The 18882-nt window shown below is 49.0% G+C and carries 20 protein-coding genes, 1 tRNA gene and 5 pseudogenes; 12 read left to right on the top strand and 14 right to left on the bottom strand.

The window, feature by feature from the left end:
* Window positions 1–4: 4 nt before the first annotated feature.
* From pstA to NFS35_RS30050, 8 genes are all read left to right on the top strand, one after another.
* Window positions 5–868: a phosphate ABC transporter permease PstA gene (pstA, locus tag NFS35_RS20915; RefSeq protein ID WP_251209016.1), complete on the top strand. Its 864-nt coding sequence runs from the start codon at window positions 5–7 to the stop codon at window positions 866–868.
* Window positions 865–1620, top strand: coding sequence for a phosphate ABC transporter ATP-binding protein PstB (pstB, locus tag NFS35_RS20910; protein WP_251209015.1), 756 nt, complete (start codon window positions 865–867; stop codon window positions 1618–1620). The genes pstA and pstB overlap by 4 nt, the downstream gene beginning before the upstream one ends.
* Window positions 1620–2273, top strand: a complete 654-nt coding sequence (gene phoU / locus NFS35_RS20905) for a phosphate signaling complex protein PhoU (RefSeq protein ID WP_251209014.1) — start codon at window positions 1620–1622, stop codon at window positions 2271–2273. Before pstB ends, phoU begins: the two co-directional genes overlap by 1 nt.
* Window positions 2270–2947 (top strand): winged helix-turn-helix domain-containing protein, encoded by a 678-nt coding sequence (locus NFS35_RS20900; RefSeq protein ID WP_251209013.1) that lies wholly within the window; start codon window positions 2270–2272, stop codon window positions 2945–2947. The genes phoU and NFS35_RS20900 overlap by 4 nt, the downstream gene beginning before the upstream one ends.
* Window positions 2944–4623: a sensor histidine kinase gene (locus NFS35_RS20895; protein ID WP_251209012.1), complete on the top strand. Its 1680-nt coding sequence runs from the start codon at window positions 2944–2946 to the stop codon at window positions 4621–4623. Before NFS35_RS20900 ends, NFS35_RS20895 begins: the two co-directional genes overlap by 4 nt.
* 203 nt (window positions 4624–4826) lie before the next feature.
* Window positions 4827–5012, top strand: coding sequence for a recombinase family protein (locus NFS35_RS30060; RefSeq protein WP_330640393.1), 186 nt, complete (start codon window positions 4827–4829; stop codon window positions 5010–5012).
* Window positions 5009–5356, top strand: a complete 348-nt coding sequence (locus tag NFS35_RS30055; RefSeq protein WP_330640390.1) for a zinc ribbon domain-containing protein — start codon at window positions 5009–5011, stop codon at window positions 5354–5356. Before NFS35_RS30060 ends, NFS35_RS30055 begins: the two co-directional genes overlap by 4 nt.
* On the top strand, window positions 5334–5729 hold the full coding sequence (locus tag NFS35_RS30050) for a DUF4368 domain-containing protein (RefSeq protein ID WP_330640389.1): 396 nt from the start codon (window positions 5334–5336) through the stop codon (window positions 5727–5729). The genes NFS35_RS30055 and NFS35_RS30050 overlap by 23 nt, the downstream gene beginning before the upstream one ends.
* 86 nt (window positions 5730–5815) lie before the next feature.
* Here NFS35_RS30050 and NFS35_RS20885 read toward each other — a convergent pair whose 3' ends face one another.
* Window positions 5816–6010, bottom strand: coding sequence for a hypothetical protein (locus NFS35_RS20885; RefSeq protein ID WP_172530811.1), 195 nt, complete (start codon window positions 6008–6010; stop codon window positions 5816–5818).
* A gap of 105 nt (window positions 6011–6115) precedes the next feature.
* On the opposite strand from NFS35_RS20885, the gene NFS35_RS20880 reads away from it, so the two are divergent.
* Both NFS35_RS20880 and NFS35_RS20875 read left to right on the top strand, forming a co-directional pair.
* Window positions 6116–7411 carry a hypothetical protein gene (locus tag NFS35_RS20880; protein ID WP_251209011.1) on the top strand — a complete coding sequence of 432 codons (1296 nt, stop codon included), beginning with the start codon at window positions 6116–6118 and terminating at the stop codon, window positions 7409–7411.
* Window positions 7408–8454 carry a hypothetical protein gene (locus NFS35_RS20875; protein ID WP_251209010.1) on the top strand — a complete coding sequence of 349 codons (1047 nt, stop codon included), beginning with the start codon at window positions 7408–7410 and terminating at the stop codon, window positions 8452–8454. The genes NFS35_RS20880 and NFS35_RS20875 overlap by 4 nt, the downstream gene beginning before the upstream one ends.
* A gap of 310 nt (window positions 8455–8764) precedes the next feature.
* On the opposite strand, the gene NFS35_RS20870 is transcribed toward NFS35_RS20875, so the two are convergent.
* Window positions 8765–8837 (bottom strand) — tRNA-Ala (locus NFS35_RS20870).
* Window positions 8838–9098: 261 nt separating this feature from the next.
* On the opposite strand from NFS35_RS20870, the gene NFS35_RS20865 reads away from it, so the two are divergent.
* Window positions 9099–9683: a TIGR01440 family protein gene (locus NFS35_RS20865; RefSeq protein WP_251209009.1), complete on the top strand. Its 585-nt coding sequence runs from the start codon at window positions 9099–9101 to the stop codon at window positions 9681–9683.
* 81 nt (window positions 9684–9764) lie between these two features.
* Here the strand turns inward: NFS35_RS20865 and NFS35_RS20860 are convergent, their stop codons facing one another.
* The 11 genes and pseudogenes from NFS35_RS20860 to NFS35_RS20810 form a co-directional block, all read right to left on the bottom strand.
* Window positions 9765–10241 (bottom strand): low molecular weight protein-tyrosine-phosphatase, encoded by a 477-nt coding sequence (locus NFS35_RS20860; protein ID WP_251209008.1) that lies wholly within the window; start codon window positions 10239–10241, stop codon window positions 9765–9767.
* A 184-nt stretch (window positions 10242–10425) separates the two neighbouring features.
* On the bottom strand, window positions 10426–11526 hold the full coding sequence (locus tag NFS35_RS20855; RefSeq protein WP_251209007.1) for a site-specific integrase: 1101 nt from the start codon (window positions 11524–11526) through the stop codon (window positions 10426–10428).
* A 123-nt stretch (window positions 11527–11649) separates the two neighbouring features.
* Window positions 11650–12684, bottom strand: a pseudogene (locus NFS35_RS20850) (VapE domain-containing protein); the annotation flags it as partial.
* A complete protein-coding gene (locus tag NFS35_RS20845) occupies window positions 12650–13297 on the bottom strand; it encodes a CHC2 zinc finger domain-containing protein (RefSeq protein WP_251209005.1) in 648 nt (215 codons plus the stop codon). The pseudogene NFS35_RS20850 and the gene NFS35_RS20845, both read right to left, overlap by 35 nt.
* Before the next feature lie 120 nt (window positions 13298–13417).
* Window positions 13418–15005, bottom strand: a pseudogene (mobQ, locus tag NFS35_RS20840) (MobQ family relaxase).
* A gap of 126 nt (window positions 15006–15131) precedes the next feature.
* Complete coding sequence (locus NFS35_RS20835) at window positions 15132–15554, bottom strand: hypothetical protein (RefSeq protein ID WP_251209004.1); 423 nt, start codon at window positions 15552–15554, stop codon at window positions 15132–15134.
* Window positions 15551–15754, bottom strand: a complete 204-nt coding sequence (locus NFS35_RS20830; RefSeq protein ID WP_016304303.1) for a helix-turn-helix transcriptional regulator — start codon at window positions 15752–15754, stop codon at window positions 15551–15553. Before NFS35_RS20830 ends, NFS35_RS20835 begins: the two co-directional genes overlap by 4 nt.
* A 359-nt stretch (window positions 15755–16113) precedes the next feature.
* Window positions 16114–16628: pseudogene (locus NFS35_RS29740) on the bottom strand (DUF5720 family protein).
* Window positions 16625–16935 (bottom strand): annotated as a pseudogene (locus tag NFS35_RS20820) (DUF3847 domain-containing protein). The pseudogenes NFS35_RS29740 and NFS35_RS20820 overlap by 4 nt, the downstream one beginning before the upstream one ends.
* Window positions 16928–17266 (bottom strand): DeoR family transcriptional regulator, encoded by a 339-nt coding sequence (locus NFS35_RS20815; RefSeq protein WP_251209003.1) that lies wholly within the window; start codon window positions 17264–17266, stop codon window positions 16928–16930. Before NFS35_RS20815 ends, NFS35_RS20820 begins: the two are co-directional and overlap by 8 nt.
* Window positions 17256–17464: pseudogene (locus NFS35_RS20810) on the bottom strand (hypothetical protein). Before NFS35_RS20810 ends, NFS35_RS20815 begins: the two are co-directional and overlap by 11 nt.
* A gap of 418 nt (window positions 17465–17882) precedes the next feature.
* Here NFS35_RS20810 and NFS35_RS20805 point away from each other — a divergent pair.
* Window positions 17883–18530 carry a transcriptional regulator gene (locus NFS35_RS20805; protein WP_251209002.1) on the top strand — a complete coding sequence of 216 codons (648 nt, stop codon included), beginning with the start codon at window positions 17883–17885 and terminating at the stop codon, window positions 18528–18530.
* 120 nt (window positions 18531–18650) lie between these two features.
* Here NFS35_RS20805 and NFS35_RS20800 read toward each other — a convergent pair whose 3' ends face one another.
* On the bottom strand, window positions 18651–18818 hold the full coding sequence (locus NFS35_RS20800) for a hypothetical protein (RefSeq protein WP_251209001.1): 168 nt from the start codon (window positions 18816–18818) through the stop codon (window positions 18651–18653).
* Between the last annotated feature and the right edge of the window lie 64 nt (window positions 18819–18882).

The raw sequence follows: 18882 nt of genomic DNA, 5'->3' as shown, positions 1-18882 counted from the left end.
GAAAATGCAAAAACAATCTATTTCAGCTAAAAGGAAAGCATACATTACCGTCATGCGTGTGCTGATGGGAATTTCCGTGAGCGTTACCTGTGCATTGGTATTGTTTCTAATCGGCTATGTATTGTGGAAAGGACTGCCGAATGTATCATGGGAACTGCTTACTACAAAACCGAGTTATCTGTCGGATCGCATAGGGATTCTGCCGGATATTCTCAATACTGTCTATATCGTGTTGGCAACTTTGGCATTGGTTCTTCCTCTTGGGGTAGGCGCTGCAATTTATCTGACAGAATATGCCAAAAATAAAAAGCTGGTAGAACTGATTGAATATACTGCTGAAACATTATCGGGGATTCCGTCTATTATTTATGGTCTTGTGGGGATGCTGTTTTTCTGTCAGTTTTTTGGCATGAAAACCTCCTTACTAGCGGGAGCATTTACATTGGTAATTATGAATCTGCCCACGGTCATGCGTACTACTCAGGAGAGTTTGAAAACAGTGCCGCAAAGCTACCGTGAGGGTGCTTTCGGATTGGGTGCTGGAAAATGGCGTGTAATTTATACCGTTGTATTTCCCGGCTGTATTGAGGGTGTCATAACGGGCTGTATCCTGTCTGTCGGGCGTATTCTTGGGGAATCGGCGGCACTTCTTTTTACGGCTGGTTTTGCCCACGCTCTGAATGGAATCTTTGAGGGGCTTGGCAGTGCAGGGGCAACACTGACAGTTGCATTATATGTCTATGCAAAGGAAAACGGAGAATTTGGAATTGCTTTTGCTATTGCCGCTATCCTGATGATTTTGACCATGTTCATCAATTTGTCGGCGGCATTGGTAAGCAGATATTTCAAAAAAAGGAGAAATGTATGAGTAATGTTATGACAGTGAAAGACTTGTGCCTTTGGTATGGCAGTGCGCAGGCTTTGAAAGATATAAATATTGAGATTGAGGAACGGAGCATTACTGCTTTAATTGGTCCTTCGGGGTGCGGAAAATCTACTTTCCTTAAATCGTTAAACCGAATGAATGACCTCATCGCCGGTGTGCGGATTACAGGGAAAGTGTGTTACAGAAGGCATAACATTTTTGATGCTGATATAGATGTCAATGAGCTTCGCCGCAGTATTGGCATGGTCTTTCAAAAACCTAATCCGTTTCCTATGAGCATTTATGATAATATTGCTTACGGACCGAGGACACATGGCATAAAAAATAAAGCAAAACTGGACGATATAGTAGAACACTCCCTGCGTGGGGCTGCAATTTGGGAGGAAGTAAAAGACAGGCTGAAAAAATCTGCGTTAGGGTTATCGGGCGGTCAACAGCAGAGGATCTGTATTGCCCGCGCATTGGCGGTAGAGCCGGATGTGCTTTTGATGGATGAGCCCACAAGCGCCCTTGATCCGATTTCCACATCTAAAATTGAGGAACTTGCAATGGAACTGAAAGATAAGTATACTATTATCATCGTTACGCACAATATGCAGCAGGCTGTACGGATTTCCGATAATACTGCATTCTTTCTCCTCGGTAGTTTAATTGAATATGGAAATACGGAAAAGATGTTTGAGCAGCCAAAAGACAAGCGGACAGAGGATTATATTACGGGGAGGTTTGGATAATGAGAAGTCGTTTTGATGAACAGCTTGCTACGCTTAATAATGAGCTTACGAGGATGGGGGCAATGTGTGAGGAAGCGATTGCAATTGCTTCAAGGGCGCTCTCTGCGGGCGATGTGAAGCTGACAGATAAGGTTATATCCCTTGACGGGGAAATTAACCATATGGAGCGCACAATAGAAACGCTGTGCCTGAAACTGTTGTTACAGCAACAGCCGGTGGCAGGGGATTTGCGGCAGATTTCCGCAGCCCTTAAAATGATTACCGATATGGAACGTATTGGAACGCAGGCGGCGGACATTGCAGAAATTATTACATTTCTTGGCGGGCGGACAGGCGGGGAATGTGAACATATCCGTTTTATGGCTGATGCGGTGAGCCAAATGGTCACAGAAAGCATTGATGCCTTTGTAAAGCAGGATGTTGCGCTGGCTGATGCGGCGATTGACCGTGACGATGTGGTTGACGATTTATTCCTGCAGGTCAAATCATCATTGATTGAACTGATAGCAGAAAAGCCGACAAATGGAGGATACGCATTAGATTTACTGATGATTGCCAAATACTTTGAACGTATTGGGGATCATGCGGTAAATATTGCAGAGTGGGTGGCTTTTTCTGTAACAGGAAAACACAAAGGAGCAGAAAATTTATGAAAATATGGTGCGTAGAGGACGATGAAAGTATCAGGGATATTGAGGTATACACGCTTAATTCTACAGATTTTGAAGCAACAGGCTTTTCGGATGCGGCGGCTTTTCGTGATGCGCTGGCCACGGATAAGCCGGATTTGATTATCCTTGATATTATGCTGCCCGGAGAGGACGGCGTGGAATTGTTGAAATTTCTGAAAGACAGTCCCGACACTTGCAGGATTCCCGTTATCATGGCAACGGCTAAGGGCATGGAGTACGATAAAATTCAGAGCCTTGATTTAGGTGCGGACGATTATCTTGTAAAGCCTTTTGGAATGATGGAAATGGTTTCCCGTGTGAAAGCTGTACTTCGCCGATGTAATCCCACAGAGGTGGAACATCTTTTGAAGGCAGGCGGTCTTGTTGTCAGTTTAGACGAACATACTGTTACCGCTGACAGCGAAAGGATACAGCTTACCTTAAAAGAGTTTGAACTTCTCCGTCTGTTCCTCTCTCATCCGGGAATTGCATTTACCCGTGACCAGCTTTTTAATGATGTATGGGGTGCGGATTATGTCAGTGAAACAAGGACGGTTGATATGCATATCCGTACATTGCGTGTGAAGTTGGGGGATTATGGGAAAATGATTGAAACAGTGCGTGGCATAGGTTATAGATTAGAGGTGCAGGCATGACAAAGAAAATTTTTAAGTCTATTATGATTGTGGCGGCGGCTGTCCTGATGGCGAGCCTTGTTATCATCATGGGGTGTCTTTACCGTTATTTCAGTGATGTTCAGGGGAAACAGTTAGAAGATGAGTTGTCTTTGGCAGCCGCAGCCGTCGAGAAGAATGGGCAGGAATATCTTGAGGAATTACAATCAAATCAGTACCGTTTAACATGGGTTGCTGGGAACGGCGATGTGATATATGATACACAGTCTGACGAGGAAAGTATGGAAAACCATGCGGACAGGGAGGAAATCAGGCAGGCATTACAGAGCAGGGAAGGAAAAAGCCTGCGCTATTCCACGACACTCTTGGAAAAAACGCTTTACTCCGCCAGAAGGCTTAACGACGGTTCAGTCCTTAGAATTTCGGTTAGCAGCGCTACTGTATGGATGCTTGTTTTGGGAATGATACAGCCGATTTTAATTGTGATTGTTGTAGCCCTTGTGTTATCGGGAGTGCTGGCAAGCCGGATTTCCAAACATATCATGGAGCCGTTAAACAGCCTTGATTTGGAAAGGCCGCTGGAAAATGATACCTATGAAGAATTAGCGCCCTTGTTAAACCGTATCAATAAACAGCATAGGCAGATAGATGTACAGTTGTCGGAACTTCAGAGAAAGAATGATGAGTTTACACAGATTACGCAGGGCATGACGGAAGGACTTGTGCTTTTAAACGAAAAAAATGTAATTCTGAACATCAATCCTGCAGCATTGAAACTGTTCCATACAAAAAAATCCTGCATAGGTAAGGATTTTCTGACAGTGGAGCGAAACCATGATGTGAGCCACGCCATACAGGACGCATTTTCAAGCGGACACAGCGAAATCCGCATAGAACGTGAGGGAAAAGAGTATCAGATTCATGTCAACCGCATTGAATCTAACGGTACTGTAATCGGGGCGGTTGTCCTTGCCTTTGATATAACAGAAGCAGCTTTCGCAGAAAGGAACAGGCGGGAGTTTACTGCCAATGTATCACATGAACTGAAAACTCCTCTGCAATCAATAATGGGAAGTGCGGAGTTAATGGAAAACGGTCTTGTAAAATCGGAGGATATGACACGTTTTGTAGGGCATATCCGCACAGAGGCAGGGCGGCTTGTAACATTGATTGATGATATTATCCGTTTATCCCAATTAGACGAGGGGTGCGATATGCCTTTTGAAAATGTTGATTTATATGAGGTCGCAACGGATGTGGCTGCAGGGCTGGCGGACATAGCAGCGATAAAGGATATTGAAATTGCTGTGACAGGGGAAACAGTCAGGATAAAAAGTGTCCGGCGGTTATTGACAGAAATTATATTTAATCTTTGCGATAATGCTGTCAAATATAATAAAGATGGCGGCATGGTGGAGATTTCTGTAAACAGAGAGGAAAATCAAGCTGTAATCTCTGTAAAGGATTCCGGAATTGGTATTCCGGCGGAACATCAGGCAAGGATATTCGAGCGTTTTTACAGAGTGGATAAGAGCCGTTCTAAAGAGTCGGGTGGAACGGGGTTAGGGCTTTCTATTGTAAAACACGCCGTACAGTATTTGAATGGTCAGATTGATTTGCAGAGCAGTCCTGGAGAGGGAACAATCATACAGATTTTTTTACAAGAGGATAAAAATGATGTGATGCAGATTTCCTAAGAAATTCAAATTTTACAAAAATTATACAAAATATAGCTTTTAGATTTTACAAAGAAGTCATAAGATTTGCTTTATATACTCAATACAAACGCTAATGGTGGTTGATAATGCAATCTTTATGACATAAATATGCAATTCGTAAATTAGGGAATAGTGGTTTTATTTGAGTATAAAACGCTGTTCTCTTTTTTTGTAAAAATGGTATCTTACGCAATCCCTTTTACAAAGGTGCCCATGTTGTCTGCAAGACACACCAGAAGGGCATACGCTCCAATACCTACAACATCATTCCGAGGGAACAGAGGGAAGTCATAGAGGACTGCCACGAAGCTATTATCCCCAAAGCGGAGTGGGAGAAGGTACAGCAGCTTATAGACCGCAGACAATGAACGGGAATAGCTGCCCGTATTATAATATTTTTCATGGCATTGTCTACTGTGCCACCTGTGGGAAGTCCATGCAGGTACGGTATGAAAAAATCGGGAGGACGGACAAAGACCGCCGGACTGGGAAAGAACGTGAGCCGATAGACAAGGCATACTATATCTGCCAGACCTATAACCGGTTGGGGAAAGATGCCTGCACAAGCCACAAAATCGAAGCAAGGGATTTATATGACCTTGTGCTTGCCGACATACAGGAAGTTGCGGCGTTAAAGGACAGAGAAGCGTTTTACGGGCGTTTAAGCCGGAGGATGGAAAAACAGTACCTTGCCGACACTGACAAGCCTTAAAAGGGAATATGAGAGCCTTGCAGGGCGCAATCAGGAGATAGATGATACTTTTATCAGCCTTTATGCGGACAAGGCAAAGGGGATACTTACGGAAAAGCGTTTCCTGAAGCTGACGGACGCAATGGAAAGGGAGCAGGAAAACAACCAGAACCGTATGCAGGAGATAGCGGCAATTATCAGTGAAGAAGAACATTCGGAGGGTGACGTGCGGACGTTCATGGAGGAAATAAAGCGATATGCGGCTATTACGGAGCTTGACGAGGCTGTGTTGAATAGACTGATTAACCGCATACTGATAGGCAAGCCGGAGAAGATTGACGGGGTAAGGACACAGGAAGTACGGATAGTTTATAATTTTGTTGGGGAACTGTAAAATGAAAAACCACATCTCTTGTTATTAAGAGAGATGTGGTTTTTTGCATATACTTTTCGAACGTATCAATGATGAAAAGGGCATAATCAATCATTAATTATTTCACCAGTAGTATCGCCTTCGTAACCTTCATTTGTGGGACGCCCCAATTTATTAAGTTCATAATTAGCTGGAATACCTTTACCCAAGTTAATCGTCTGGTTTGTGGAAATTGAAGTGTGCTGTTGGCTTGATTGATTTTTTGTTTCTTGTGCTCTTTTAATACTATCTTCAAAACTCATATACTGTCCTTCCTTTACATATAATTTTATTTTCTTAGCTTACAATTTTCAATATCACTGTAGATATTAACAACAAAAAGAAAACGATTGAAGAGGAAGCAGGCCGTGAAGCTGACGGCAGCGGCGCTGTGCGCAGCCCTGTCCCTTGGGGGGACACTGTCCCCCAAAGGGACAGGAAGCGTTATCTATACGCAGGCCGCAGAAGATAATACGGCACGGAAGACAGAAACAGACGGTAAAACAGACGAAACGACGGATGCCGCCAAAGAGGCACAGGGTGGAGAAGCGGCAAATGAGAAAGGGACATCTGAAAATAAGGGGACAGAGGTTGAAAAAGAGAAGAGCAGGTCCGAAAACGAAAAGACGGCTGGTGAAAAAATAGCCAAGGAAGAGACGGTCTACGTATGGGCGAATGCCGATGGCAGCCCCCGAAAGATTGTGGTCAGCGATTGGCTGAAGAATGGGGCCAAAGCGGCCGGCATAAACGATGTGTCGGAGCTGGCGGACATAGAGAATGTAGGCGGCGATGAGATTTTCACCGAAAAGCCGGGCAATGTGAAAGTATGGGAGGCCGGAGGCAGCGATATCTATTATCAGGGCAGCGCCGAAAAGGAACTGCCGGTGGGGCTTACGATTACTTATCAGCTGGACGGGAAAGAAATCTCCCCGGAAGAACTTGCCGGGAAGAGCGGCAAGGTGAAGATTCGCTTCTCTTACACAAATGAGCAGTATGAATACGCGGAAGTGGAGGGCGTCAGAACCAAGGTCTATGTGCCTTTTGCCGTGGTGACAGGGATGGTTCTGGCTAACGGCGTGTTCACCAATGTGGAAGTTTCGGGCGGCAGGATGATAAATGACGGCGACAGGATTGTAGTTATTGGCTATGGGATGCCCGGTATGCGGGAGAACCTGGCGGTGGATTCAGACAAGCTGGATGTGCCGGATTCTTTTGAAATCTCTGCCGATGTGAAAGAGTTCGAGATGGGCATGACCGTGACCATCGCCACCAATGAGCTCTTCAATGGGGTGGACGCAGACAATGAGAATCTGGTGAATGATTTGAACGGAGCGCTGGGAGAGCTGACGGATGCCATGGGGCAGCTGATGGACGGCTCTTCGCAGCTATATGATGGGCTGTGCACCCTGCTGGACAAATCCGGGGAACTGGTGCAGGGGATTGATAAGCTCTCCGATGGGGCGGCCCGGCTGCGAAATGGCGCGGGTGCGCTGGATGATGGGGCCGCCAGGCTGCAGGACGGCACTGCAAGTCTTCAGTCGGGCCTGAATATCCTGGTCTCCAAGAACGGGGAGCTCAACGGCGGGGCCAGGCAGGTATTCGACACCCTGCTGGCCACAGCCCGGACCCAGATGGAGGCGCGGGGCTGGATGTGCCCGCCATGACCGTGGAGAATTACGCGGATGTGCTGAACGGTGTCATCGCCTCGCTGGACGGCGAAGCGGTCTATCAGAAAGCCTATTCCCAGGTGAGCGCAGCCGTGGAGGCTGGGCGTGGGAAAATCGTAGCGGCAGTGATTGCGGCAGCGCGCCAGGAGAAAGTGGTTCCGGGCGTGACGGATGCGGTCAGGGCCGGTGTGGAGGAAAAAACCAAAACAGCCGTCCGCGGGGAAGTGGAGGCAGCCGTTCTGGGACAGCTGGAGCAGCCGATGACGAAAGAGGAATATGAGGCTGCAGTGGCTGCCGGAATGATAAGCGAAGAGCAGCAGGCCCGGATTACAGAAACCATAAACAGCCAGATGGAGAGCGAGGCTGTGAGAGGGAAAATTGCCGGCATTGTGGAGGAGCAGATGGAAACGCCCGAGGTGCAGGCGCTTATCGAGGCCAATGTGAATGAACAGATGGCTGGCGAGGAGACGAAAGCCATGATTGCCGCCAGAGTGGAGCAGGAAGTCCAGAAAGCCATTTCCGACAATATGGCGAGCCCGGAAGTCCAGAGCCAGCTTGCCGCTGCGTCGGAGGGCGCAAAATCCGTCATTGCATTGAAGCAGTCTTTGGATACCTACAATGTCTTCTATCTGGGCGTACAGGCCTATACGGCGGGCGTCGCGGAGGCCGCAAACGGCGCAGGCCGGTTAAAGAGCGGCGTGGACGAGCTGCGCAGCGGTACGGGTCAGCTCTATAGCGGCGCCTCGGAACTTGGTGACGGAATTGCGGCTATGAAGAACGGCGCCCCGGCCCTTACGGATGGAATCACCCAGCTGCGGGACGGCGCGGGTCAGCTTTCGGATGGATTGCAGGAGTTCAATGACGAGGGAATCCAAAAGCTGGTAGATGCCGTGGATGATGACCTGGACGGTCTGGTGGAAAGGCTCCGCGCTACTCAGAATGCCTCCAAACATTACAAGAACTTCTCGGGACTTGACGATGGAATGGATGGACAGGTGAAATTCATATATCGGACGGATTCCATTGAAATCGGGGAATGAATGTTTGGATTGCTGGCTGTGTAAATATCGTCTTAGTATCAATATCTCCCTGTTTAATGGATGCCCGCAGACTTTCCGGCCCGGCCGCGCTGGTGCATAGGCTGGTAAACCTGCATATACCAAAAACTCCGGAGCGGAATCCCGGGTAGGCATCAGGATGTGAATGGGCTGTTTGACTACAACTCCAGGAGCGCCACACTGGCAGTGCAGGACAGGCTTGGTCTTGCGGCGGATGGGATTCATGACATCGAAAAAGCCGCAAACCATTGATTTTACTGGAAAATCCATGAACTGCGGCTTTTATCCGATATGGAGCATACGGGATTCGAACCCGTGACCTCCACACTGCCAGTGTGGCGCGCTCCCAACTGCGCCAATGCCCCTCTTCTCAAAAGTATAACATATTCTGCGCAAAAAGCAATAGGAAATTTATAAAAATTTTGGCACGGCGGTCGGATAATCCGCTATAGACTGCCGGGGCGGAAAAGCAACGAATTTTGCACTTGCCCTGTATGTTGACAGGGAAAAAGCCTTATGATATCTTTAGAACAGATAAAAGAGCATGCAATTTTGGAAAAAGTCTGCAAACAGAAAGGCCAAGGAGAGACTTTTTTCAGAATATTTGAGATAGGAGGGATTTCAGGATGACAGAAGAAATGTCGATTATCGGCAGCGAGGCATATAATGCGGCGAAAGAGATTTTGGATGCGGCAGGTATTGAAGAGGGCGGAATCTTTGTGGTAGGCTGTTCCACCAGCGAGGTGGCGGGGGCGGGAATCGGCACTTTCTCCAGCCCGGAACTGGCGGAAGTGGTATTCGGCAGCATATATCAGGCCACAGAGGAGGCGGGAGTCTACCTGGCCGCCCAGTGCTGCGAGCATTTGAACCGTGCTCTTATCCTGGAAAAGAAAGCAGCGGTCCGGTACGGATATGAAATCGTCAATGTGATTCCCCAGCCAAAGGCAGGTGGCGCATTTGCTACGGCGGCCTATAAGACTTTCGAGGAGCCTGTAGCGGTGGAACATATCAGGGCCGGGGCAGGCATGGACATCGGGGACACTCTGATAGGGATGCATCTTAAGGATGTGGCGGTGCCGGTTCGCATTCGCACGAAAGAGATTGGCGATGCCCATGTAGTCTGTGCCCGCACCAGGCCCAAGCTGATAGGGGGCGCAAGGGCGGTGTACGGCCCGGATGGGGAAAACACGACAGAGCACGAGAGAGGATGATTGCTCTGCGGGTATAGGCACCGGCCGGAACAGGCTGGCTTTTCTGTATGATGGGAGAGCCGGCCGGTTTTAGAAAACAGGTCAGAGCCTGCCGGCCTGGAGCAGCTGGGCCAGCAGAGCTTCGCAGCCCTCTGTGACGTCATGGTAGGTGGCGTCGAAGTCGCCGGTGTACCAGGGGTCGGAGATGTCCCGTTCAGAGCCCGCAAAGGACAGGAGCTTACAGATTTTTCTTTCCGGATCACCTCCCAGCATCCGGTGCATATTGCGGATGTTGGCGCTGTCCATGCCGATGAGGTAGTCGTATTTGGCATAATCGGAGCGCTGTAGTTGGACTGCGCGTTTCCCGGCACAGCTGATGCCATGTTCCGCAAGCTTGGCCTTGGCCGGAGGGTAGACAGGATTGCCGATGCCGTTCCAGATTTCCTCCGTGCTGGTGGCGGCGGAGGCGATGCAGAAGTCCTGGGAGAGCCCTTTTTCTGCCACCAGTTTTTTCATGATGAACTCGCACATGGGGCTTCTGCAAATATTTCCATGGCAAATAAAAAGTATTTTAATCATTTTTCTATAACTCCTTATATATCCTGTATTTCTTCTCAAATGCTTGATTTTGCTGGATTTTCGGACTATTCCGAAATTCTATGTTTCCAAAGCATTTTCTCAAATCGTCTCATACTTTCTCATATTTGTCCCTGCAAAATTGGTAAAAACGTTGGTAAAGTAAGCGGCTTTACCAACGGGCTTTTTAAGAGTTCGCTACTCGATGCAGTTCCTCTTTCGCATCATCAAAATTCACATGGGTGTAGGTATTCAGGGTTACGCTGATATCCGAATGACCCATGATATACTGTAAGGTCTTCGGATTCATTCCCGACTTCGCCATATTAGAGCAAAAGGTATGTCTGCATACATGAGGGGTTACTTTTGGCATCTGAATGCGGTAAATCTTGTTATACTTTTCAATGATATGCTCCATATACTTCTTCCAGTGAAGGGCAACCTTTGGCATATCATTCTTATCCAGACACAGGAAACGAATATAACCATCTACCATAGGCTCAACTTTCGGTGCTTCCCGATTAGCAATGATTCTGCGAAAACACATCGCCACTTCTTCTGTCATAGGAACATAGCGGACACCGCTTTCTGTTTTCGGCTCTTGAATCACATATTCCATCTGTGATGTGCGCTGTAACTGATGGTTTACCTTAATACGCATTTCCCCAAACTCAATATCAGGTATTGTCAGTCCGCAAAACTCCGAAATACGAAGTCCCGTATGAAAAAGAATGTAAATTGCATCATAGTATTTGCCAAAATGAGTATCTTCCCTGATAAACTTGAGCAAATCCCGCTCCTGTTTCCGGGTGATCGCCTCCCTGGTAACAGAATCATTGACAATCACCGATGCCAGTTCAAATCCAAATGGATTTTTACGAATCAGGTCATCATCTACAGCCATCTGAAATGCTGGTCTGAGAACACCACGGATAGAATGAATGGAACTGTATCCTCTCCCATCCACCTGCTGAAGCTTAATGAGCCACGCCTTTGCATCTGATAAACGTACCTTGTCAATACGTTGCCTGTCCAGCACCGTGTAATTGCCGCCATTGGTTACGATGTGGTCAAACAAATCCGCTTCAATCTGTTTTTCTTTCTCTCTCAATGAAAGTTCCCGCTTCTTACCTTTCGGCATTGGGTCATTCTTATCCAAACGCCAACTGTAAACATTTTTCTCTTTTCCTTCCTCGTCAATATAACGGAACTGATACCTCCCATCTGTGCGCTGATACTCGCCCTCACGTAAAATACGATTACGGTTATCTCTTCTTTTCTCACTCATCGAACCTCTCCTTTCAAAAAAGGAGAGTCAGACTTGCAAAATTATCATATCACAAATTTGACTCTCCGTACAGCTTAATCCCTCCGGGTTTTTTCCCGCTCCGTTGCCAGTGTCCGTTGTCGGCGTGTCCTCCGGCATAAAGTCCCGCTGGTGTTCTTTTAGATAGCGCACCATTTCCGGGCTGAATGTCAGCTTCCATCTGCCGCTTCTGTAAATCTCCATCGCTTCCGCCCACACTTGGTTTAAATAGGCTCTGGAAGCGGCTTCGTCCTCTAAAATGTGTGTTTTCGCCTGTTCCGGGCATACCTGTATGGGGATGAAGCGGCGGTTGCCGGAGCGGTCAAGGGGCAGGAAGTCAAGGGCGTTGGACGTGCCGCCGAACACGCACTGCCTTGGACGGTCTGCCGGGTGGGTTTCATAGGGTATCTTGTAGACCTCCTTCTGGCGGCTCAAAAAGGACTTGATTTCCTCTATGCTTTTGGCATTTGCCGTGGCAATCATTTCCGACATTTCAATAATCCAGTGGCCTTGCAGCTTCCGGTATACGTTGTCATCGTCCAGCTTCCGTAAATCATCGGAGAACCACTCGTCTTTGACCGCCAGCAGGCGGAAGAAGGTGGACTTCCCGGCTCCCTGCCCGCCTACAAGGCAGAGCATGACTTCAAACTTGCAGCCGGGGGAAAATGCCCGGTGGATGGCTTCCAATAAAAACAGGCGCAGGGATTGGTAAGTGTAATCGTCCTCACCGGCTCCCAGAAAGTGCCGCAGGCAGGAACGTATCCGCCCGGTTCCGTCCCATGTCAGGCCGTTTAAATAATCCCGGACAGGGTGGTAACTGTTCTCATTGGCGGCAAGGTCGGCGGCGTCCTGTATCTTCTTTTCGCTTGTCAGGCCGTAGGTTTCTTCCAGATACAGCCGGATATATTTCATGTCGGTGTCGGTCATGGGGCTGTCCGGGGTTCTTTTGTAGCCGATAGGTCTTAAAATGTCGGTGCGGTCGGTCAGAAGGTTATAAGCAACCGCCCCGGACAGGAGCGGGTCGCACTGGAACACGGTCAGGCAGTTGCGGATGCTGTTGCGGAAGCCGCCTTTTTCGGTGGTTTCCAGCAAGGCTTTGACGTCCTCAACGCTCCGGGGCGGCTCGGTGTTTTCTGCCATGTTCTTTAGTTCCTGCCGTATCTGCGGCGGTAAGTTCTGCCATTCGCCTTTCAAGGTTTCTCACTTCCTTTCCGTGTCCTGTGATAAGGGCTGCCCGCTCTGAAAGTTCCCCCGATAGAAGTACGTCCATCAGGTATTCCACCCGGCTCATGTTCTGCAGGGCTTCCACAAACCAGGGATTCCATGCTTCATCCGGCTGGCGTGGGGCGTGTTCCTCCTTCCAGCGGCGCAGGAGATGGTAATAGTCAGACAGCACCCGGAAGCAGTGCCGCTCCATACGCTTAAATTTCTGTTCCTCGGTTTCCCTCCGCAGGCGTGGACGGATAGGTTCCCTCCCGGCGTTCCTTCCGTCCTCATAAGGGATGGAGAAGTCCTGTGCCAGCATGAGGGCGGCTTCCCTGCTCCCGATACCGTGGAGCCGGGAAACAAAGTCAATCACGTCCCCGGTGGCTCCGCAGCCAAAACAGTAAAAGCGGCGGTCAACTTTCATGCTTGGGTTCCTGTCGTTGTGGAACGGGCAGACGCACATCCCGTTCCGGTTCACTTTAATTCCATAACGCTCCGCAGCCTGCCTTGTGGTGACGGACTGCTTCACGGCTTCAAATACGTTCAATAGGCGTTCCTCCTAATAATCCCAACGTGGGCGACACAATGTCGCTCACGTTGCCAATAAATTCTGTTCAAAAGAAAAAGGCGCTTGTCTGCGGTTATAAATCACAAAACAAGCGCCGGTTTAAAGTTCCATATTCTGTTGTTTCTCTATCCGGGGCGGCTGGCTTTTTGCTGCCAGCTCCTGCCGGATGCGTTCCTGCCGCCCTTTCAGGCTCTCCTGAACAGACGGCTTCCTCCCCGGATCGGCGGTCTGGCGGTACTGTTCGGATGGCAACACTTGGTTGAGCCAGTGGCGCACGTCACGGAGTACCTTCACGTCTGCCTGAACCGCTTCCAGTTCTTTCCTCTGTCCGGGCAGGGCGGCGGCAAGCTGTTCCCATTCGGATTCCAAATCTTTGCGGGAGTAGGAATTGCCTTTGAGGTTGGCTTTCAAATACCGGATGGCGGCATTGTAAGCGTCCAGTTCTTCCCGGTGGCTCTCCGCAAACTGCTCCTTTTTCTTCTTCCAGCCGATGGCGGCATACTCCTTATGGACTGGCTTGTTGGCTTCGTATTTGTCAATGTAGGACAGCATGGTGTCGATGGCTTTGATACGCTTCTCGCTTTTTTTCATGCTCCCCATGACGGAAACTGCGGTATTGCTGATTTCATCCAGCCGGGCGTCAAGGCTCTCCACGGTGGAGATTTCCTTTTTCCGCAGGAAATCCATAGCCGCCTGCACTTTATTGTAGTCGGCAACGGTTCCTTTCAGCTTCCCTCTGGAAGTCCAGTCAGCACGTTCCCCACTCCGCAGTTCCAGATACCGGAATAGCAGCTCCGGGAGTGTCGGCTCCTTGGCCTGTTCCAACACTTCCAGCAGCACGGCCTTTTTCTCTTTCAGGTCGGCAATCCAGCCTTTTAAGTGGCGCACCATCTGGCGGATGGACTGCATGAGGGAGTTGGCGGATTTGATGTCCCGGTTCAGGTTGCCGATGTTGGTCTGGATTCCCTTCTTCTCCATCTGACAGACGGCAGGCCCCATGTGGACGGTGGGGATTTTATCAATCCCCTGCCGGGCATAGGAGCGCAGGTCAAGCCGTTCCGGGCGGTCGTTTGCTTCCAGATAGCGGTTGGCCGTGTCCGCCCATCCCTGCCGCCAGATTTCGGCATACTTCCGGTCGTTCCAGTCCACGGTGTTCTCCTTGTGGCTTTTCCATCTGCCGGACGGGAGCCGGATTCTTTCGCCGTTTTCATCAAGGTCGTATACCTTGCGGCTCTTGGGGAGCCATTTCCCTTTTTCGTCCATCGCCCGCATGGTGAGCAGGATATGGGTGTGGGGGGTTCCCGTCCCCCTTGTCGTGGATGGCGAAGTCGGCAATCATGCCTTTGGAAACAAAAAACTCCCGGCAGTAGTCACGGAGAAGGTCGGTGTACTGTCCCAGCGGGATTTCCCTTGGGATGGCAAGCACGAACCTCCGGGCTAGCTGGGAGTTCCATTGTTTTTCCTGCGCTTCGGCAGAGTTCCATAGGGTGTTGCGGTCTGCAAACTCCGGCGGCACATGGGGCGGGAGCAGGATTTCTTTGTGGGTGACTTCGTTCTTGTAGGGATAATACTTCTGTTCTTGGTCATATTCAGAGAACAGCTTCTCGCCGCTCTGGTAGGCGGCAGAAACAGCGGATTCATTGCTGCTCCGCTTGATGATGGTGATTTTACAGTGCAGGCATGGCAAGTGTGCGCCCTCCTTTCTCCCGGATTCCGGGCAAAAAAGAGCAGGATACCTTTTCAGATTTCCTGCTTGGGTGTGCCGCTAATAGGCGGTGGGTATTTAGTTATTTTTATTATATTTGGGTCACTGTTACATCCTCTTTTCCAACATATGAAACACGATAACTCCTACCAGCCATTGAAGAACAAAAAGTAAGAATATCATCGCTATTATCCATACTTCTACTCTAACCAATGCAAGTATAAGCGACAGGATGAGTAAAGAAAATGTCATGATTTGATAGGTGACATGACCGGCTTTCATTCGTAAATATTGTTTTCTTTCATCAACACTATTGATATGGGCTTCCTTCTTTTTTGCTTCATATTCTGCATATCGTTTAGGATTTTGCCAATAAGTGATACGGATGATCTGTACGATAGAAGTAGCCATGATTCCAACACCCATAGAGAAAATCATAGTCGAATAGTAGTCAGCTTTAACAAAAAAACTCACACATACTAACCCGATACCCACTAAAATTTCAATGACAAATGGCTTTTTTTCTTTCATTTTGACTCCTCCTCATAAATAAAAATTTCTTCAATACTCATATCAAAATACCGGGCAATTTTAAATGCTAACTGAATAGATGGATTATAACGCCCATTCTCTAAAGAACCGATTGTTTGTCGTGATACTTCCAATGCGTTAGCCAAATCTTCTTGTTTGATTCCCCGTTGCTTTCGCAAATCTTCCAATCGATTTTTCATGCGAACCTCCTTACTGATGGAAAGTTTGCTTTCCATGATTTCATTATAGCATAACTGTTACAAATGTCAAGCACACTTTCCATTTTCATCAGGATAAAATTATAGAACTTGTTGCGTGAAAGCAGCCTACAACGCAAAGAACTTTTAGGCGACAAGTATACAAAGGGGTAGCTGGCGGAGCCAGCGCAGGGGAAGTGTAGCTTCCCCTGTGATGATTGGAGCAGATTGGAAATCTACGGAAATCATCTGCTGTCCGCAGGACGCTCCCGGCAGGGCGCAATGCACCACTTCCCTAAGTGGTGTATAATTGCGCCCTCTTTCAGAGGGGAGTTTTTCGGCTTTCCGTTTTTCTGCCTTTTTCACCGTTTCTGCTGTCTGGGCTTTTTGTCAGGATAGAGTTTCCCGGCAACAACGGCGGCATGGCTCTTTATCCTGATTTCCCCCTCCTGTTCACTGTGCTTTGCGTTCCGATAGCCCTCATCGGAGAGATAGAAACGGAACCGCTCCCCCTTAAAGCCGACAAAGCAATCTTTCTGTACTTCCAGTGTAATCATGTGGCGGGTTTCCGGGTGAAAGCGTTCCTTTCCTGACAGGTCATGCCCTGCATGATTGGCTCCTGTGCCTTTGCCGCCGCAAGCCGCTAGCGGATGGAATTGTCACGCTCTGCAAGGAACCGTGCTTTTGTTGCGGCAACAAACTGGCTGCACTCCGGCTCCGGTATCTTTTCCAGTTTCCGGATGGCGTTCTCCACGATTGCCTTTATCAATAAGTCTTTTATCACCGGCACGATTTCATTCATGCCCGCAAGGGTTTCCTCCTTGGTTGGTGCGGCATATTGGTAGATAATATCCAGCTCGCTTTTTGAAAATTTCATTCTGCGTCCTCCTTCCAGTTTTCTGCAAGAACCTGTTCCACAAGACGTTTGGTGTCACTCCGGCAGAACAGGACTTTTAAGATGGTGCTGACCTGCTCATCCGTCACGGATTCCGGGTGGGGGAGATGGCTTTCCAGCATTGCCCCTCTGGTGCAGAGCCGGTGCGTCCGTTCCTTCCGGTTCAGGGTCTTTATATGGTGTTCCAGCATTTTTTCTTGGAATGCTTTTCTTCCATATGCTCCGCCCGCCGCAGCCTTGCTTCGGTCTTTTCAATCTCCTGATTCAGTTTTTCCAGCTTCTCATTCATGGGCAGCGTGCTCCTTGGGGAGCAGGATATAGATGTGGCTGACCTCCCCGATTCCCTGACGGACACGCATGATCATCCCAGCCTGTTCCAGTTCGTTCAGGGAACGCTTGCAGGTCTGGGGGCTTCGGGAGAGTGCCGCCGCTATCTCCATGACGGGGAAGCGGATGAACAGAATCCCGTTGCTGTCCTCGGTTCCTTTTGTCAGGATTTCATCCAGCAGGCGGGCATACATGACCTTTGCCGTGTTGCTGACGGGAAGCCGGAGCATTGCCTTTGGGAGCGGCATACAGGGCGGCAGGGGTGTGCTGGCTATCATAAATTCACAATTCATTGGGTGGTGTCCTCCTTTTGGCTCGTTTGGATTGGTAACGGGGGCAGTCGATCATGACAGCCCGGAAACTCTGCTTACATTCATGCTGGCATTTCCGGCAGAGTCCGTTGTAGCTTCTGCGCCCCGGTCATAAACGGAAATAAATTTCCGTTGGAAGAAAGCAAGCTCTTTCTTCCGCTTTTTTGACATTCTCGGCATAGTGCCTCCTTCATAGAAAAACCGCCCGATTCAGCATGGGCGGGTGGAGTTTTTTTGTGTAGCGTTTCGGGGCGATTTTGAGCCGCAGAGCCGCCCCATAATCCCCCTTGGTATTACGGACAGGGCAGACTACGCCCTGTGAGATTGTTGTGTTTCGGTATCGTTTCGGTGTTCATTTTGCCGGTTCCCTCTGCTGTCGTTCCTGCCCCCGTCTTTGGCGGCGTTTCGCTCCCCTTGGTACGCTCGTTGCGGTCAGGGTTCCTCCGTTTCCCTGCCGGAAGTCGTTGCGCTACATCGCCGGGGAGCATATCCCATACAGGCCGGTCATTTCGATAAAGTGAGCTATCGCTTCCTTGAATAATCCGTCGATGAACTGCTATGTGAACCGAAGGTTCGCATTTATCATAGGACATTTTTGTTGGCAAAGTTTTACGGAGTGTCAACGGACTATCTTCTCTGCCTGACAGAGAACCGGAACTATCCAGACACGGAACTTACAGAGTTACATTTGAGTGACAGTATGGTGGAACTGTTAAAAAGCGGGCGTATCAATAACCGGCTCCTGTGTGAGATTGCTACGCATGAGGACTTCGTTACCTTAATGACAGACACAGAAATTTATGTGGATGGTGTCGCCACTTCCCACTTCCAAAACTTCAACAGCCTTCTGGAAGTCCTGCGGGAGCAAGTCCTTTCCCAATATCAGCCGGTAGAGGAAGATACCGCTTTAAAGGCGTTGGAAGCCATGCAGATACAGGAAGAAAATTATTTCTATCAGGTCACGCACCGGACTTGGAACACTATCCTCCATGCCATAAGGGAAGCGCACAAGGACGATACGGACAGTGCGCCAGACGACTCCAATGCCATGAAACTAATCAAGGACGCAAAGAAGGCACTGGCTGTGCCGGGTTCCTGTCTGGATGTGTTCACCGCCCTCATTTGTACGCAGCTTCAAATCTGGTATGAGAAGCTGTCGGAGCAGGAGCGCACGGTTCTGAAGAATGTTATGAAGAAAACTCCGGCATATAAGGATTCACCATTGAGCAGGATGAAGCGGAGATAAGGAAATGCCGTTGCTTGGTTTTGGGTCCATGCAACGGCATTTGGAGTGGTTCAGATTCAATTTTTAGGGGTATACGCCGGAGTGTCCGGAACAGTGCGCTCTTGATTCGTAACAGAGTTGCTATGCGTTCTTCTTATTTCTGTTGCGCTGTGCCACGGAACATCTGAACGCCTTAAACATTGCCGGGGACAGTTCCGGGGAATCTTCATCAAATTGAATTTCCCGCTTGGCCGCCGCCCTGACTTCCTCCAACTGTTCCGGCGTAGGAACCTGGCTGTAGCCCAGCAAACTAAAGTTCCTGTCTCCCGCACAAAAACGTCAAATTTAATTCTCAAGTGTCAAATACTATCTA

The sequence above is a fragment of the Acetatifactor aquisgranensis genome (assembly GCF_943193215.1).
Lineage (GTDB): Bacteria > Bacillota > Clostridia > Lachnospirales > Lachnospiraceae > Acetatifactor > Acetatifactor aquisgranensis.
This window is presented reverse-complemented; position numbering and strand designations above follow the sequence as displayed.